The sequence below is a fragment of the Rhodopseudomonas palustris genome (assembly GCF_003031265.1).
Lineage (GTDB): Bacteria > Pseudomonadota > Alphaproteobacteria > Rhizobiales > Xanthobacteraceae > Rhodopseudomonas > Rhodopseudomonas palustris_H.
Genome location: NZ_CP019966.1, coordinates 2,347,901 through 2,364,718 on the forward strand (window position 1 = coordinate 2,347,901; position 16,818 = coordinate 2,364,718).

The 16,818-nt window shown below is 64.7% G+C and carries 16 protein-coding genes; 8 read left to right on the forward strand and 8 right to left on the reverse strand.

Annotated features, from left to right (window positions below):
- Positions 1-29: 29 nt before the first annotated feature.
- Positions 30-662, reverse strand: coding sequence for a response regulator transcription factor (locus RPPS3_RS10830; RefSeq protein ID WP_107344075.1), 633 nt, complete (start codon positions 660-662; stop codon positions 30-32).
- A gap of 271 nt (positions 663-933) precedes the next feature.
- Between RPPS3_RS10830 and RPPS3_RS10835 the strand changes: the two genes are divergently transcribed.
- A complete protein-coding gene (locus RPPS3_RS10835) occupies positions 934-1,509 on the forward strand; it encodes a helix-turn-helix domain-containing protein (protein ID WP_234820177.1) in 576 nt (191 codons plus the stop codon).
- A 19-nt stretch (positions 1,510-1,528) separates the two neighbouring features.
- Here RPPS3_RS10835 and RPPS3_RS10840 read toward each other — a convergent pair whose 3' ends face one another.
- Complete coding sequence (locus RPPS3_RS10840; protein ID WP_107344077.1) at positions 1,529-3,454, reverse strand: sigma 54-interacting transcriptional regulator; 1,926 nt, start codon at positions 3,452-3,454, stop codon at positions 1,529-1,531.
- A gap of 161 nt (positions 3,455-3,615) precedes the next feature.
- Here RPPS3_RS10840 and RPPS3_RS10845 point away from each other — a divergent pair, with 161 nt between their 5' ends.
- The 4 genes from RPPS3_RS10845 to cynS all read left to right on the forward strand — a co-directional run bounded on the left by RPPS3_RS10845 (position 3,616) and on the right by cynS (position 7,417).
- Entirely contained in the window at positions 3,616-5,004 is a 1,389-nt protein-coding gene (locus tag RPPS3_RS10845; RefSeq protein ID WP_107344078.1) for a CmpA/NrtA family ABC transporter substrate-binding protein, read from the forward strand.
- Between the two features lie 149 nt (positions 5,005-5,153).
- Positions 5,154-5,993, forward strand: a complete 840-nt coding sequence (gene ntrB, locus RPPS3_RS10850; RefSeq protein WP_107344079.1) for a nitrate ABC transporter permease — start codon at positions 5,154-5,156, stop codon at positions 5,991-5,993.
- Positions 5,994-5,998: 5 nt separating this feature from the next.
- Positions 5,999-6,883, forward strand: coding sequence for an ABC transporter ATP-binding protein (locus RPPS3_RS10855; RefSeq protein ID WP_107344080.1), 885 nt, complete (start codon positions 5,999-6,001; stop codon positions 6,881-6,883).
- Positions 6,884-6,928: 45 nt separating this feature from the next.
- The gene (cynS, locus tag RPPS3_RS10860; RefSeq protein ID WP_107344081.1) at positions 6,929-7,417 is read left to right on the forward strand and encodes a cyanase; all 489 of its coding nucleotides are present in this window, start codon (positions 6,929-6,931) and stop codon (positions 7,415-7,417) included.
- Positions 7,418-7,672: 255 nt separating this feature from the next.
- Here the strand turns inward: cynS and RPPS3_RS10865 are convergent, their stop codons facing one another.
- The 6 genes from RPPS3_RS10865 to hemP form a co-directional block, all read right to left on the reverse strand.
- Positions 7,673-8,089 (reverse strand): DUF2023 family protein, encoded by a 417-nt coding sequence (locus tag RPPS3_RS10865; protein ID WP_011157671.1) that lies wholly within the window; start codon positions 8,087-8,089, stop codon positions 7,673-7,675.
- Positions 8,068-8,550 carry a flavodoxin FldA gene (fldA, locus tag RPPS3_RS10870; RefSeq protein ID WP_107344082.1) on the reverse strand — a complete coding sequence of 161 codons (483 nt, stop codon included), beginning with the start codon at positions 8,548-8,550 and terminating at the stop codon, positions 8,068-8,070. The genes RPPS3_RS10865 and fldA overlap by 22 nt, the downstream gene beginning before the upstream one ends.
- A gap of 198 nt (positions 8,551-8,748) precedes the next feature.
- Complete coding sequence (locus RPPS3_RS10875) at positions 8,749-9,555, reverse strand: heme ABC transporter ATP-binding protein (RefSeq protein WP_107344083.1); 807 nt, start codon at positions 9,553-9,555, stop codon at positions 8,749-8,751.
- A complete protein-coding gene (locus tag RPPS3_RS10880; protein ID WP_107344084.1) occupies positions 9,552-10,634 on the reverse strand; it encodes a FecCD family ABC transporter permease in 1,083 nt (360 codons plus the stop codon). The genes RPPS3_RS10875 and RPPS3_RS10880 overlap by 4 nt, the downstream gene beginning before the upstream one ends.
- Complete coding sequence (locus RPPS3_RS10885; protein ID WP_107344085.1) at positions 10,631-11,602, reverse strand: heme/hemin ABC transporter substrate-binding protein; 972 nt, start codon at positions 11,600-11,602, stop codon at positions 10,631-10,633. Before RPPS3_RS10885 ends, RPPS3_RS10880 begins: the two co-directional genes overlap by 4 nt.
- On the reverse strand, positions 11,599-11,802 hold the full coding sequence (gene hemP, locus RPPS3_RS10890) for a hemin uptake protein HemP (protein WP_107344086.1): 204 nt from the start codon (positions 11,800-11,802) through the stop codon (positions 11,599-11,601). Before hemP ends, RPPS3_RS10885 begins: the two co-directional genes overlap by 4 nt.
- A gap of 339 nt (positions 11,803-12,141) precedes the next feature.
- Here hemP and hutW point away from each other — a divergent pair, with 339 nt between their 5' ends.
- From hutW to RPPS3_RS10905, 3 genes are all read left to right on the forward strand, one after another.
- Positions 12,142-13,602: a heme anaerobic degradation radical SAM methyltransferase ChuW/HutW gene (hutW, locus tag RPPS3_RS10895; protein WP_107344087.1), complete on the forward strand. Its 1,461-nt coding sequence runs from the start codon at positions 12,142-12,144 to the stop codon at positions 13,600-13,602.
- Positions 13,590-14,252 (forward strand): SDR family oxidoreductase, encoded by a 663-nt coding sequence (locus RPPS3_RS10900; protein ID WP_107344088.1) that lies wholly within the window; start codon positions 13,590-13,592, stop codon positions 14,250-14,252. The genes hutW and RPPS3_RS10900 overlap by 13 nt, the downstream gene beginning before the upstream one ends.
- A gap of 218 nt (positions 14,253-14,470) precedes the next feature.
- Positions 14,471-16,810, forward strand: a complete 2,340-nt coding sequence (locus RPPS3_RS10905; protein WP_107344089.1) for a TonB-dependent hemoglobin/transferrin/lactoferrin family receptor — start codon at positions 14,471-14,473, stop codon at positions 16,808-16,810.
- Positions 16,811-16,818 lie beyond the last annotated feature (8 nt).

Genomic DNA, 16,818 nt, shown 5'->3' on the forward strand with positions numbered 1-16,818 from the left:
GTTCCTGCAATATAAGTCATACGATGGTTTTACGTTGCTTCCCCAGCGTGCGGCGCGAGAACTTCGGCCATTCGCACCAGATCGGCGAGTGATCGGGCACGCATCTTCTTCATCACGCGGCCGCGATGAATCTTCACAGTGATTTCGCTCAGTCCGAGATCGGCGGCGACGTTCTTGTTCATCGATCCTGCGGAAACCATTTCGAAGATCTGTTTCTCGCGGGGGGTAAGAGCGTCGAAGCGTTGGGCGATCTCGTTGCGCTTGCGTTCGGATTCGCGGCGACGCCGATCGAGCTCGATAGCGGCGGATACTGCGTCCAGCATCTCCTGATCGCGGAACGGCTTGGTCAGGAAGTCAACGGCACCGGCCTTCATCCCGCGCACCGTCATCGGCACATCGCCGTAGCCAGTCATGAAGATGATTGGGATCCGGACTTCCAGACGGGACAGCATGTCCTGCAGGTCCAGCCCGCTGGTGCCGGGCAGGCGGACATCGAGGATCAGGCAGTTGGCATCGGGCGGAACACCGGTCGTCAGCAGATCCTGCGCGGATCCGAACAGCGCCACCCGATGCCCCACAGACCTGAACAGGCCTTCCAGCGCTTCTCTGATGCCGGCGTCGTCATCGACGACCACGATCAGGGGACTGGGGAGGGAAGCCATGAAAGGGGTCTGCGTCCTCTGCGATTCCGCACCGCCGAAATCTAATCAAGCTTCGGCGGACAATCCAGTTTTCAGCGTCGACGACGGCTTGGGCGGCGGCTGAAGGCGGCCGGCTACTCGGTTTCGTGCCGAAAGCGCAATGTAAACCTTGGTTTGCTCTCGGCGAAACCAATGCAGCACCGCAGCGCACCTTGGTCCGACTTCAGCGTGTCGCCGAATTGTCCTTCAATCAGCGGCAATGACAGCGAGCACCGCACCCAGAGCCGAAGCCATGTCCCGGTTAGCCAGCCCAAGCGAGGCCTTTGCGTGTCTGGCGGAGATGCTGCAGGAGGCATCCGACGCTGTCGAGGACGATCCGTTCGCCGCTCGGACATGCCTGGCCCGGGCCACGATGCTGCTGCGCGAGGTCCAGGCCCGTCATGCGCCCGAGGCGTCCGTGGAACGTCCCGATCAGGCGCAGGCACTGGGGCTGGCGCGCTGGCAGCTCAATCGGGTGCTGCTGCATGTCGATCAGCATCTCGGAGAGAGCCTGCTGATCCGCGATCTGGCGCAACTGATCGGTCTTAGCCCCGGCCATTTTGCCCGCGCGTTTCGCCGCAGCACCGGTGTGGCGCCGCGCGGTTTCGTGCTCGAGCGCCGGGTCGCACGCGCCAAGCAACTGATGCGGACGACGGATCTCCCGCTTTCGGAGATCGCGCTTGCCTGCGGATTGAGCGATCAGGCACATCTATCGCGCATCTTCCGCCGCTACACCGGGAATACGCCGAACGCCTGGCGCCGCGAATGGCACGACCGGCCCAGCTCCGCCGGGCGGCGCGACAACGAGCCTCGAGTGGCGTCGTTGTAACCTCGCACAGTTGATGCAGTCACGCCTGAGCGCGCGGCGAGGCGATGCCCAGCGCCTTGATCCGCGACGCCAGCGTTGTCGGCTTCATGTCGAGCATTGCCGCCGCGCCGTCGTCGCCGAACACCTTGCCTTTGCAGGCGCGCAGCGCTGCGATGATGTTGTCGCGCTCCAGACTGCGGAGGTCGGCCGCGGTCATCACCGCGGGGCGCGCGTCCGGCTTCTGACGGCCGCTGGCGGCCGAGGCATGGCCGCCGGCCGTTTCCGGCAGGTCGAGCCGCAGCCGGCCGTTCTGCGCCAGGATGGTGGCTCGTTCGATCACGTTCTGCAGTTCGCGGACATTGCCGGGCCAGTCGTAGCGCATCAGGCGGCGGACATCGCCCTGCGACAGCCGTAGCTCGGTTTTCAGTTCGCGTGCTTCATTGGCGAGGAAGTGTTGCGCCAGCAGTGGAATGTCCTCGCGGCGATCGCGCAGCGGCACCGACTCGATCGGAAACACGCTGAGCCGGAAATACAGGTCCTCGCGGAAGTGGCCGCGCTGCACCTCCCGCTTCAGGTCGCGATTGGTCGCGGCGATCAGGCGGACGTCGACGTTGCGGGTGCGCTCCTCGCCGACGCGCTCGAAATTGCCTTCCTGCAGCACGCGCAGCAGTTTGCTCTGCAGCTCCAGCGGGATCTCGCCGACCTCGTCGAGGAACAGGGTGCCGCCGTCGGCGAGCTCAAACCGGCCGATGCGATCGCGCACCGCGCCGGTGAAGGCGCCGCGGGCGTGCCCGAAGAACTCGCTCTCGAAGAGTTCACGCGGGATTGCAGCGCAGTTGACCCTGATCAGCGGCCGGTCACGGCGCGTGCTGGCTTCGTGGATCGCGCGCGCGATCAGTTCCTTGCCGGTGCCGGATTCGCCGGTGATCAGCACGGTGGCGGCAGTGGGTGCGACCAGCTTGACCTGGCGCAGCGTGGTCTGAATCGCCTCGCTCTGCCCGATGATGCCGCGCGGATTGGTCTCGATCCGGATTTCTTCTTGCAGATAATCATTTTCGAGCTGCAGCCGTTCGCGCAGGCGGTCGACTTCGGCCAGCGCGGCGTGCAGCTTTTCGTCGGCCTCGTGGCGCTGGCTGACGTCGCGAAACACCACCACCGCGCCGACCACGCCGCCGCTGCGGTCGTGGATCGGCGTCGAAGTGTACTCCACCCAGACCGGCGTTCCGTCCTTGTGCCAGAACACTTCGCCGTCGACGGTATGTACCGCTCCGTCGCGAAACGCCGCGTAGATCGGGCATTGCTGGCCGGGATAGTGCCGCCCGTCATGGTGGCTGTGATGCACCATGGCGTGCATCTCTTTGCCGACCAGCTCTTCGGCCGACCAGCCCAGCATCCGCTCCGCGGCCGGATTGACGAAGGTGGTCTTTCCCTCGGCGTTGACACCGTAGATCCCTTCGCCGGCCGCCCGCAGGATAAGCTGGTTCTCGCGCTCGATGTCTTGAAACACGCGCTCGACGCGCTGCCACGCCGGCAGTCCGTCGCGCATGTAGTCGTCGGCGACGGCGTCGACATAGCGCCGCCGGCGTTGCTCCAGATCGCTCATCGTCAAGAGCAGCAGCGAGCGGCCGCGATACGGCAGCAGCTTGCCGGCGTATTCCAATCGAAGCTGCGTGCCGTCGGCGTGCACCGGCGTCAGCGCGTGAGTCCAATAGGTGCCTTTGGCGAACACGGCCTGGGTAAACACCACGAGCGCAGGAAGCTGCGCGCCGTGCAGCGCGCTGAACCGGGTCTGCAGCAGAACGTCACGGTCGTGGCCGAGCAGGGCACTGGCGGCACCGTTGGCATCGACGATCTGGTCGAGGGTCGGGTCGACCAGCAGCACGGCCTCGACGGCGCTGTCGAACACGGCGGCGCGCAGCGGCGCATTGATCGGGGCGGCGAGCGAAGGGGGCGACGAGAGGTCCATTGGACACTCCGAATTTTCGTAACTCGACTACGAAATCCCGTATATTACGAGATTTCGTATCCAGCAATCTGCCGAAACCGCCCATATCGTCGCATCTGGCGGCCATCCGGTGTTTGGCACGCTCCTTGCGATCAGGACCTCGACGTCACGCAGGAGGTCCCATGTCTACGTTCGACAATCCGTTCGATCCCAATCGCCGGCTGCACACCACGGGTTGTAGTTGTGGTCGTCATGCTACCGAGGCCGAGCATGCTGCCGAGCAGGCTGCTGCGCTACAGAGCGCCGTGACGCAGGGTGAGGAGAAACGGTTCGAAGGCGTTGTCGCGTCCGCGGTGATGCGCGCAATGTTTCCGCAGGATGCCTCGCGGCGAGCCTTTCTGAAGTCGGTCGGTGCCGCTACCGCGCTCGCCGCGGTGTCTCAGTTCTTCCCGCTGCAGACCGCGACCGATGTGTTCGCCTCGGGCGGCCCGCTAGAAAAGACCGACCTCAAGGTCGGCTTTATTCCGATCACCTGCGCCACGCCGATCATCATGGCGCATCCGATGGGCTTCTATGCGAAGTACGGCCTCAACGTCGAAGTCATCAAGACCGCCGGCTGGGCGGTGATCCGTGACAAGACTCTGAACAAGGAATACGACGCGGCGCACATGCTGTCGCCGATGCCGCTGGCGATCACGATGGGCGTCGGCTCCAATCCGATCCCGTACACCATGCCGGCGGTCGAGAACATCAACGGCCAGGCGATCACCCTGGCGATGAAGCACAAGGATCGTCGCAATCCGAAGGATTGGAAGGGCTTCAAATTCGCCGTTCCTTTCGACTATTCGATGCACAATTACCTGCTGCGCTACTATCTGGCCGAACATGGTCTCGACCCCGACGTCGACGTCCAGATCCGCGCCGTGCCGCCGCCGGAGATGGTCGCCAACCTGCGTGCCGACAATATCGACGGCTATCTCGCTCCCGATCCGATGAACCAGCGCGCTGTCTATGATGGCGTCGGCTTCATCCACATCCTGACCAAGGAAATCTGGGACGGCCACCCGTGTTGTGCCTTCGCCGCGTCGAAGGAATTCGTCACCACGATGCCGAACACCTACGGCGCGCTGCTCAAGTCGATCATCGAGGCGACCGCCTACGCGCATAAGCCGGAGAACCGCAAGGAAATCGCGCAGGCGATCTCGCCGGCCAACTATCTGAACCAGCCGGCCATCGTGCTGGAGCAGATCCTCACCGGCACTTATGCGGATGGCCTCGGCAACGTTGTCAAGCAGCCGAACCGGATCGATTTCGATCCGTTCCCGTGGCAGTCGTTTGCGATCTGGATCATGACCCAGATGAAGCGCTGGGGGCAGATCAAGGGCGACGTCGACTACAAGACGATCGCCGAGCAGGTCTATCTCGCGACCGACACAGCGAAGCTGATGAAGGAGGCCGGTCTCGCAGCGCCCGACACCACCTCGCGGTCGTTCTCGGTGATGGGCAAGCCGTTCGACGGCTCCAACCCGGATCAGTATCTCGCCAGCTTCAAGATCAAGAAGGCCTCGTAAGGGAAGAGGGACGGCGGCAGTATGTTTGGACCTCCGCCGCTGCCGGCCTGCACCTCCCGAACGACGAGCGTCGCAACAGCGCCGCCGGTGGCTCCCGTAAGCCGCAGCCACCGGCCTCCAGGTCCCGCACTGACACGACGGGTGACGTCATGACCAAATCACTACGCCTCCGCGCCGCGGTGGTTTCACTGCTGCTGTTTGGCGGCTTTATCGCCAGCTGGCATCTGGCGACGCGCAGCAGCGGTGAAGTCGCCAAGATGAGCCCGGAATATGCGGCGCTGATGGGCGCCACGGCGACGCAGGGCAAATCGGCGATGCCCGGGCCGTTCGAGGTCGGAGCCAAGCTGTGGGAGCACATCAAGCGTCCCTTCTACGACAACGGCCCGAACGACAAGGGGCTCGGCATTCAGCTCGGCTATTCGATTGCGCGGGTGATGACCGGCTATCTGTTGGCCGTGGCTGTCGCAATCCCGCTCGGCTTTCTGATCGGCATGTCACCGCTGATGAACAAGGCACTCGATCCGTTCATCCAGGTGCTGAAGCCGATTTCGCCGCTCGCCTGGATGCCGCTGGCGCTCTACACCATTAAGGACTCCAGCCTGTCGGCGATTTTCGTGATCTTCATCTGCTCTGTGTGGCCGATGCTGCTGAATACGGCGTTCGGTGTCGCCTCAGTCCGCAAGGAGTGGATCAACGTCGCCCGCACGCTCGAAGTCGGCACCGTTCGCCGGGCTTTCACGGTGATCCTGCCGGCCGCGGCGCCGACCATTCTCACCGGCATGCGGATTTCGATCGGCATCGCCTGGCTGGTGATCGTCGCCGCCGAGATGCTCGTCGGCGGGACCGGTATCGGTTACTTCGTCTGGAACGAATGGAATAACCTGTCGATCGTCAACGTCATCATCGCGATCCTGCTGATCGGCGTGGTCGGGATGCTGCTCGACCAAGTGCTGGCGCGGTTCACCCGCATGGTCACGTTTCCGGAGTGAGCCCCATGACCGACAAGTTCATTTCCGTCGAAGCGATCGCCAAGCGCTATCCGGCCGCGGGCGGGGGACAGACCACGATCTTCGAGAACCTTTGGCTGTCGCTGCCGCGCGGCGAATTTGGCTGCGTAATCGGCCACTCCGGCTGCGGCAAGACCACCGTGCTCAACATCCTCGCCGGCCTCGACCAGCCGACCGAAGGCGCGGTGATCGTCGACGGCCAGGCGATCGAAGGCACCAGCCTCGACCGCGCGGTGATCTTCCAAAGCCACGCGCTGCTGCCGTGGCGCACCGTGATGGGCAACGTCGCCTATGCGGTGTCGTCGAAGTGGCGGGACTGGGACAAGGCCAAGGTCCGTGCCCATGCGCAGCGCTTCATTGATCTCGTTGGCCTGACCGGCTCCGAGCACAAGCGTCCATCCGAACTGTCCGGCGGCATGAAGCAGCGCGTCGGCATCGCCCGGGCGCTGTCGATCACGCCGAAGATCATGCTGATGGACGAGCCGTTCTCGGCGCTCGACGCGCTGACCCGCGGCTCGCTGCAGGACGAGGTGCGGCGGATTTGTCTGGAGACCGGGCAAACCACCTTCATGATCACCCACGATGTCGACGAGGCGATGTATCTCGCAGACAAGATCTATCTCATGACCAACGGCCCCGGCGCGGTGATCGCCGAGATCGTCGAGAACCCGTTGCCGAAGGATCGCGCCAGGATCGATCTGCACCGGCATCCTTACTACTACGGGCTGCGCAACCACATCGTCGACTTCCTGGTGACGCGTAGCAAGACCTTCACCAGCACCAATCCGCACCACGATCCGCTGCACGTGCCAGTCGTCCGGCCCGGCGTCGAGGACGCTGCGCTCGTGCCGCTGCAGGCGAACGCCCGCTGATCCCGATCACCCACCGATTCCCCACCTCACTCAAGGAGACCGACCATGAAGCGAGCCGAACTGACCGAGAAGCTGCTCGACATCAAGCGCGAGAAGGGCTGGACCTGGAAGTACATCTGCGAAACCATCGGCGGCCATTCCGAGGTGCTGGTGGTCGGTGCGATCCTCGGCCAGATGAAGCTGACCAAGCCGCTGGCGGCGAAGGCGGCTGAGCTGTTCGGACTGTCGGCAGTCGAGACCGCGATGCTCAACGAGGTCCCGATGCGCGGCGAGGGCATCACCATGCCGCCGCGTGACCCGTTGATCTACCGTTTCTATGAGCTGGTGATGATCAACGGCCCGGCCTGGAAGGCGCTGATCGAGGAGGAATTCGGCGACGGCATCATGTCGGCGATCGATTTCGACATGGTGATGGAACGGCTGCCGAACCCGAAGGGCGACCGCGTCAAGATCACGATGTCGGGCAAATTCCTGCCGTACAAATACTACGGCGCCACCGGCAACAACGCCGAATACGGCTTCAAGGAGGAGTGAAGCACGTCCGCTGCGCAATCCGCAGCGACGTCGCCGTCGGAAAATGAATGGCCCAAATATCATCGTCGTCCCCCGCGCAGGCGGGGGACCCAGTATTGCAGCGAGTTGCTCGTGAGCGCAGGACGTATCAACCAGCGCTCTGGGATACTGGATCGCCCGCCTTCGCGGGCGATGACGTGAAGGGTGGGGTGACCCTTCCCCTTACGGATAGCGCTTACGGACCGTGTCCGCAGGAATGTCGGGCGCCGCGGACCGTCAGTGGATCAGCACCGGCTCGCTCGGCGCCACGGTGTGGGTCGGTTCGGCGACCGCCTCGACCGTGTTGCCGCCGGCACGCGACAGAAAACGGTGGCACTGCATTTCGCGGTCGTAGCCGAGCAGGATGCCCAGCATGAAGTCGTGCTCGGCTGACAGGTTGCACAGCGGGCCGGTCATGAAGCCTTGCACCGTGCGGACCGCGGAGGCGACGCCGAACACCACGTTGATGCGATGCTGGCACGCTTCGTGGACGTGGTGGGCGATACCAGCGGTGCGCAGCCGCGCCACGATCGAGGTGGCCTCGACCGACGGAAGCGTCATCATCGCGAGCGGGCGGAGCCCCTTCGACAGCTCGTAGAGGTGGTGCTGGAAGATCTGCAAGGTCGCTGCGCTCATGTGAGACGACTGATCCATTCGGTGATCCTCTTTTCGGTCTTGGATGATTGGCCGTCCTCGTCGAGCGCGAGTCCGACGAAGCGGCCGTCACGTTCGGCTTTGGAGGCGGTGTAGTCGTAGCCTGCAGTTTCGGTGAAGCCGACCACAGTGGCTCCGCGCTCGACGACGTGGTCGTACAGCAGCCCCATCGCGTCGACGAAGCTGTCCGGATAGTTGGTCTGGTCTCCGGTGCCGAACAGCGCCACCTTCTTGCCTGTCAGATTGGCGGAGGTGAGCTTGTCGATGTTGGCTTCCCAGTCGGTCTGCAGATCGCCGAAGCCGTAAGTCGGCGCGCCGAGAATAAGAAGGCTGCAGCCCTCGAAATCGGCGGCTGATGCGGACTTGATATCGACGGCGCGGCCCTGCAGCCGCTTGGCGATCCGGGAGGCAACGGCACGGGTCGCGCCGGCATCGGAGCCGAAAATCACATTGACGCTCATTGACGAAGGGTCTTTCGCTGCAAACGATGAAACTGATAATTGTCGGGTGTCGGCCGTGCGACGCAGATGCGTTCGCATCACCGAGCAAGACTAAGCGCTCGGTTGCGGACCAACAAATTGAACCGGTCCAAAACCGTCCACGTCGAGGCGGCTATTACTTAGAATGTCTGTGATGTGGTACGCAGAGACGGCGCGCGCTCAGGCGTGGGCGGCGGCGTGGCGATCGTCGGCGAGCTCCGGCAGCACGAAGGGCCGGCCCGCGAGGTCGGTGTTGACGGTGAGGGCGACATCGAACACGTCGGCGATCAGCTCGTGCCGCAAGACAGCGGCAGGCGTTCCGTCGGCGGCGATCCGGCCGCCACTGAGCACGATGATGCGATCGGCGAATCGGGCAGCGAGGTTGAGATCGTGCAGGATCGCGATCACGGTGGTGCCGCGACGGGCGCAGCGCCGCGCGGTCTCGGCGAGATCGAGCTGGTGGCGGATGTCGAGGCTGGAGGTCGGCTCGTCGAGCAGCAGGAGCCCGGGGCCGGCGTCGGCTTCGCCGCTCCACAATTGCACCAGGATCCGGGCGAAATGGGCGCGCTGCTGCTCGCCGCCCGACAGCGTGGTGATATCGCGGTGGCGGAAATGGTCGAGGCCGACGTCACGGAGCGCGGCGTCGAACAGCGGCGCCGCCTTACGCGGATCGATGTCCGCGCCCATCGCCACGATCTCCTCGACCGAGAACGGGAACGACACCTTGGTGTGCTGCGCCAGCATCGCGCGCCTGGTGGCAAGCGCGCGCGGCGGATAGTCGGAGAGCGCGCGGCCGTCGAGCGTGACGGTGCCGGAGGTCGGCCGTAGATCGCCGGACAGCATCCGCAGCAGGGTGGACTTGCCGGCGCCGTTGGGGCCGACGATTGCCACCAGTTCACCCTGGCTGATGGTGAGATCGACGCGATCGACCAGTGTGGCGCCGGGGAGCGCGAAGGAGGCCGCTTCGGCTTTCAGCACACCGCTCATGGCCCCACCAACTTGCGCTGTCGTAGCAGGATGGCGAGGAAGAACGGTGCACCGATCGCTGCGGTGAGAATGCCGATCGGCATCTCGGCCGGCGCGACGACGGTGCGCGCCACCGTGTCGGCGACGACCAACATCACCGCGCCGAGAACGGCGGAGGCGGGCAGCAGCAGCCGATGCGACGGGCCGATCACCAGCCGCAACAGATGCGGCACGACGATGCCGACGAAGCCGACCACGCCGGTGACCGCGACCGCAACCCCGGCCATTGCCGACACCAACAGGATCGAAGTCCGCTTCAGCCGCTCGACATCGACGCCACTGTGAAACGCCTCGGTCTCGCCGAGGACAAGCAGATCCAGCCGTCCTGCAATCCGCAACAGCACCAAGAGCGCGATCAACAGGACAGAACCGGTGGAGGCGGCCTTGGCCCAGTTGGCGCCGCTGAGCGAGCCGAGCATCCAGAAGGTGATATCGCGGAGCTGGCGATCGTCGGCCACGAACACCAGAACGCCGAGGCCGGCGTTAGCGATCGCCGCGATCGCAAGACCCGCGAGCAGGAACAGCGCGATGGAGGTGCGGCCCGATCGGCTCGCAATCCGGTACAGCACGATGGTGGTGATCAGCGAGCCGCCGAAGGCAGCGAACGCGAGCAGATACTCCTGCAGGACGCGGAGATGCGGGCCGAGCAGATGCTCGACCAGAACGATCGAGGCGGCCGCACCAAAGGCACCGCCGCTCGCGACGCCGACCAGCGCCGGGTCGGCCAGCGGATTGCGGAACAGGCCCTGCATCAGCGCGCCCGCTGCCGCGAGCAGGCTGCCGACGATCGCAGCGGTGAGAATCCGCGGCATCCGGATCGACCACAGCACCAGCTGATCACGCGTCGTCGCTGCATCGCCCGCGGTGCCGGTCAGTCCGAGCGCTGCGGGCAGGCGGGAGAGCGGAATGCCGGCGGCGCCCACCGTCATCGCCAGTGCCATTGCGGCGATCAGCAACCCGCCGAGCACGGCGAGCGTGATCGCGGCGCCGGGGCGCGGCGCGCCGGCGCGGCTGCGACGGGGAAGCGCCAACACGCTCATGAGCGACAATCGACCGTGGTGGCCTTCGGTTTGAAGCCGGCGGCCTCGGCTGCGAGCTGCGGATACAGCTTCGATGCGACCTCGACTGCAGCCGCCGGCGTGCGCGGCCCGAAGCCGAGCAGATACAGTCCGTCCATCGCCAGGAAGGCGCGGTGCTGGCCGGCCGGCGTCAGCGCAAACGCCGGATGTGCATAGAACGCGTCGGCCTCGAAGGAATCGCGGCTGCGCTTGATCGTCAGCACGACATCGGGACGTGCCGCGACGATCGCCTCGTCGTTGATCGCCTTGTAGCCGTCGTAACCATCGATCGCGTTGACGCCGCCGGCCAGCGCAATGATCGAATCCGCCGCGGTGTTCCGTCCGGCCGCCATCGCCTGGCCGTTGACCAGCGACATCACGAACATCACGCGAACCGGCTTGGTGATCGCGGCGCGCAGTTTGCGCAGCCTGGTGAAGTCGTCGCCGACCGCGGAGGCGAGACAGGTCGCGGCCTTGTCGGCGCCCATGGCGTGGCCGATCAGCGCGATCTTGTCGAGCAAGCCCTGTTCGGAATACGCCTCCGGCACGGACACCAGTGGAATGCCGGCCGAAGTGACCGCATCGATCGTCTGCTTCGGACCGGCCGAATCCATCGCAAGGATCAGGGTCGGGTTCAGTCCGATCACGCCTTCCGAGGACAATTGGCGCAAGTAGCCGACGTTAGGTTTTCCGGCGACCGCTTCGGGCGGATACACGCTGGTGGAATCGACGCCCGCAATCCGCTGCGCCAGGCCGAGATCGGCCAATACCTCGGTGATCGCGCCGCCTATCGACAGCGTGCACGAGGAATCAGCAACAGTGACGTCACGGCCGTGCGCATCGCGCACTTTGATCTCGGCTGCGGTCGCCTGCAGAGACAAGGAGCCTGCGAGCAACGTCGCGGCGAACACAGCGGCGCGATGGCGTTTGATGTGAGCGTTCGCGGTCATTTGGTCAGGATCAGCTTGTTTTGCGAGGTGAGGCGGAGGCGGTAGCGATCGTCGCCATGCGCGATCACGATTTCCCGATCCATCGTGAATAGGTCGCGGCTGTCGATCTGATTGCCGACGATGCTGACGGCGCGCACACCACTCGGGCTCGCCCCGGCTTGCGTAGGATCTGCGCCCAATCGATCGGATGCTGTCATCATTCCGCTTCTGGTGTTGTTGCTGACATCGACGTGAGCGCTTGGTTATAAGCGGTGATCCGAAAATGTGTCTTATAATTACTATAAACGGCGCGATCGGCGCTTGAGCTTGCGCCGCGGTGCGTCGTAACTTCACGATACGCGAGGTCGAATTGTGCCTTGCGCTGTGCCAGCCAGCTCCCTGCGTTTTGCAGCGCCCGCCAGCCCCTGTTTGCAAATAACGAGTGTGATCGGATGGTCGGGCTGGCCAGTTATTCGCGCGCGCATGTGTCGGCTGACTGACCGTGCGTCGCGCGCGGTTGGCATTGCTGCCCGTTTGATGATGGAGCGCGGGCGGTGAGAATGGCTGAGGTGAAGCAGGGCGATCGGGTCACCGCACCGGTGCATAGCGGGCACGGGACTATTCACGGGCACGGTGGTCATCGGGGGCATGGCACCGGTCATCCGATGTCGGTCAAGCCGGCATCGATCGGCGATTACCTGGTGCGCGTCGGCTGCGATCCGCTCACCGAGGCGTTCGGCAAGCGCGCGTTTTCGCCGCCGTGGCGCGGCAGCCGGCCGGTGGATGAGGACAATGCCCAGGCAGTAATGGAGCGGGTGTTCGCGACGCCGCGCAGCGAGACGGCGGTGGCTTACTTGCACGTGCCGTATTGCCAAAACCATTGCCTGTTTTGCGGTTTCTTTGAGAACGTCTGGCGGCCAGAAGCCGGCCCGGCCTATGTCGACGACCTGATCGCGGAACTCGCCGCCAAGTCGCGTACGCCGCTGATCGCGAGTGCGCCGATCGATGCAATCTATATTGGCGGTGGCACTCCGTCGGCGCTTGATGCAGACGATCTGACGCGACTGATCGCGGCGCTGCACCGCTATCTGCCGCTCAGCGCCGACTGTGAGATCACCCTGGAGGGGCGGTCGTATGGCTTCGATCTCGCCAAGGCCAAGAGGCTGGCCGATGCCGGAGTCAATCGGCTCTCGATCGGCGTGCAGAGCTTTTCAACCGAGGTGCGGCGGCGGCTCGGTCGTAAGCGCACCGGTGAAGAGGTTGCGGAATTTCTTTCCGAGCTGATGGCGCAGGGCCGCACCTCTGTGGTGTGCGACCTGATCTATGGGCTGCCGGGGCAGAGCGACGCCGATTGGCGGCGTGATATCGACACGGTTCGGCGCATCGGTCTCGATGGCGTCACGCTGTATGCACTCAATATGTTTCCCGGCGGGCCGATGGCTCGCGCGGTAGAGAACGGCAAATTGCCGCAGCCAGCGACTCCGGCCGCGCAGGCGCGCCTCTATGCCGAAGGGGTGGAGCGGCTGACGGAGAACGGCTGGCTGCAGGTGTCGCAGTCGCATCTGGTCCGGTCGCTGCGCGAACGTAACCGCTACAATGCGTCGATCAAGCGTGGCGTGGCATGCCTGCCGTTTGGCGCCGGGGCCGGGGGGCAGGCGCATGGCCACCGCTGGCGCAACGTCATCGACATCGCGCGCCGCCGCGAGATGGTGGCGCAGAATTTGGCGCCGATCGAAGGGCTGGCGCTGGTGCCATCCGATCATGCCGCGCACGCGATGATCGCGGCGGGGCTGGAGACCGGGCGGCTCGATCTGGCCGCGGTCGAAGCGCTGCGGCCGGGCTTTCGCGTCGCGGTCACGCCGCTGCTCGCCAACTGGACCGCTGCGGGATTGGGAGAATTGCGCGGCGATGGGTTTTCGCCGAGCCTTGCCGGATCGTTCTGGATCAGCAATCTGACCAGCGGACTGACGGCGGGACTGACGGCCGCGGCGACAGCGGGCGAGGCAGGATGCGGGTTCTGATTTTCGGCGCTACCGGCCGCACCGGGCGCCATCTGGTGACGCAAGGCGGCGCGCGCGGCTGGACGGTGTTCGTCGCCGGGCGCGATCTGGCGCGATTGAACGAACTCGCAGGCGTTGCGAGCGTCGATGTAGTGGACGCCAGCTCGGTCGCGGGGGCGCTGAACGGATTGAAACCGCAGGCGATCATCTCGACAATCGGCGGCGCCGGACCTGACGCACTGCTGATCGACGAAGTCGGCAACAACGCCATCACCGATGCTGCGGTGGCTTGCGGAGTGCGGCGGGTGCTGCAGGTCTCGTCGCTCGCCTGCGGCGACAGCCGCGCCTATGCGTCGGAACGAATCATCGCCGCGATCGGGCCGGTGCTCGACGCCAAGACTCGTGCGGAAGACCATCTGCGCAACGCCGCGCTCGACTGGACGATCGTGCGGCCGGGCGGACTGACCGACGGCCAGCCGACCGGGCAGGGGGCGCTGTACGACGATCCACGGGTCCATGGCCGGATCGCGCGGGCTGATCTCGCCACGCTTCTGCTCGGCGCGCTGGCGACGCCTGCCAGTATCGGCCGCGTGCTATCGGCGGTCGATCGCACCACGCTGCCGGCTGAGCCGGCCGATATCGCCGAATTCGAGCTCGCCGCAGCGGTGTGAGCGCGCGTAGCGTTACTACACGCAGATGACGTTTGAATTAGCTGCGCGCACGGACAAGTTATAATTGCTTTAATCAATGGCCAAGTCCGGTTGACCCGGAACTTTGGCTCGGTTACCAAAATTGCAAGCCGTTAGCAGTTGTGCTGACGGCGGATTGCCAGCCAGCCGCCTCGTGCGAGCCCGCCAGCCTGCGTCAACTCATAACACTTGGGGCTGTCATGGTGGGGCTTAACTCGCGCGCCTACGCGCTACTGCTTTCTGTATCCGTCGTCGCGCTGACGAACGCGCCGGCATCGGCGCAAACCGCGACCAGTAGCTCATCATCCTCGGCCCAGACACACGTGAAGCGCGACCGTGCGGCACGTACGGCGCAGCCGGCGGCGCCCGCTGCCGATCTGCGCAACGCCAACGCACAGGCGGCTGCCTCGACCCAATCGCTCGACGCCATCACCGTGGTGGCGACCAAGAACGAGGAGAAGGCGATCGACGCGCTGGCGCCGGCCAGCGCGATCACGCTGCAGCAGATTCAGCAGTTTCCGCCGAGCCGGCTGCAGGATGTGTTCGTCGCTACACCCGGCGTGTCGTTCCAGGATCGCGGCGACGAACCGTCGACCTCGATCAACATTCGCGGTCTGCAGGACTTCGGTCGCGTCGCCGTGGTGGTCGATGGCGCGCGGCAGAACTATCAGCGTTCCGGCCACGGCGCGCAGGGCTCGTTCTTCCTTGATCCGGAACTGATCGGCGGCATCGACGTGGTGCGCGGGCCGAGCGCCAATATCTACGGCTCCGGCGCGATCGGCGGCGTGGTGTCGTTCCGCACCAAGGATATCGACGACGTTGTGCGCGCCGGCGAGCGTTGGGGCGTCGACCTTAGCGGCTCCTACGGCAGCAACAATGCGCGCGGGCTTGGTTCGGTGTTCGGCGGCGTGCGTGTCGATCCCAGCGTCGATGTGTTCGGCGGCGCGGTGTATCGCACGCAGGGCAATTACAAGGACGGCGCCGGCACCGAAATCGGCAACACCGGCAACGATCTCGCCGCCGGTTTGATGAAGTTCACGGTGCGCCCGGCCGACGGCCACGAGGTCAAGATCGGCGGTATCTTCCAGGACTTCAATTACGACGTTGGCCAGTTCAACCGCGGTCCGGTGCTGAGCGCGGCGCAACGCGCGCTGTATCAGGGCTCCTCGGTGTACGGCACCAGCCTGCAGAACTATACCGGAACCCTGAGCTGGAAATATTCACAGCCGGACGACACCTGGTTCGATTGGAGCGTGAACCTGTATGGCAATCGCACCAACAGCGACCAGACCAAGACCTATCACTATTCGACGAGCGGTTCAGGCTATTGCGGCGCCGGCAATTACGGCAACAACATCTCCGGCTGCATCGGCGACAAGCGCGGCTACAACCTCGACACCATCGGCATCGACGCCAACAACACCTCACGGTTCGAATATGGCAACTGGCGAACCGCGGTGACCTACGGCGTTGACGCCTTTAACGACAAGGTGACGACCTGGGATTCGCGCGGCAATTCCAACATCACCACCCCTGGCGGCGAGCGCACGGTGTCGGGCGGCTTCATCCAGGTGAAGAACAATTACGCGCACTGGCTCGAGGTGATCGGCGCCGCGCGCTACGACCACTATGAGCTGAATTCCAATTCGTCGACCGCCAGCGGCAGCCGACTGTCGCCGAAGGTGACGCTCGGCCTGACGCCGATCGCCGGCTTCACCCCCTATGTCGCCTATGCGGAAGGCTATCGCGCGCCGTCGATCACCGAGACCCTAATAGCCGGCGCCCACGTCACCGGCGGCGGTCCGGCGCTGTTCACCTGCGGCGATGGCACCACGGGCCTGTTCTGCCTGATCCCCAACACCGCGCTGCGGCCAGAGGTCGGCAAGAACAAGGAAGTCGGCATCAACCTGAAGTACGATGGCATCTTCAGCGCCAGCGATAGCTTCCGCGGCAAGGTCAACGCCTTCCGCAACGACGTCGACAACTATATCGAGCTGGTCGGCTCCTCCCCGCAAGTGTCGCAGCTCGGCCCGGCATACGGGCTGTACAGCAAATACTATCAGTACCAGAACATCCCGCGCGCTCGGATCGAGGGCGTCGAGGTTGAGACCAATTACGATGCCGGAATTTGGTTCGTCGGCGTCAATGCCGCGGTGATCCGCGGCACCAATCCGGACACCGGACTCGGCTTAGTCTCGGTACCAGCCCGCAAGGTGGTGACCACCGGCGGTCTGCGGCTGCTCGACCGCCAGCTGACGATCGCGGCGCAATGGGCATCCTACGCGGCCAACACCAATCTGCCGACCGGCTATCTGCCGGGAACCTCCTACGATCTCGTCAATCTCAACGTCGCCTATCGGCCGACCGCGGACGTCACGCTGAACTTCTCGATCGATAACCTGCTCAACAACTACTATCGTCCGTATGCGATCCCAGGCTCGTCGGCCGACGGCTCTTCGCAGAACGACATTCTGTTCAGCAGCCCTGGCCCGGGCATCGTCTATAAGGGTGGGATCAAGGTGCACTTTGGAGGAGCGTGACGGTCCGG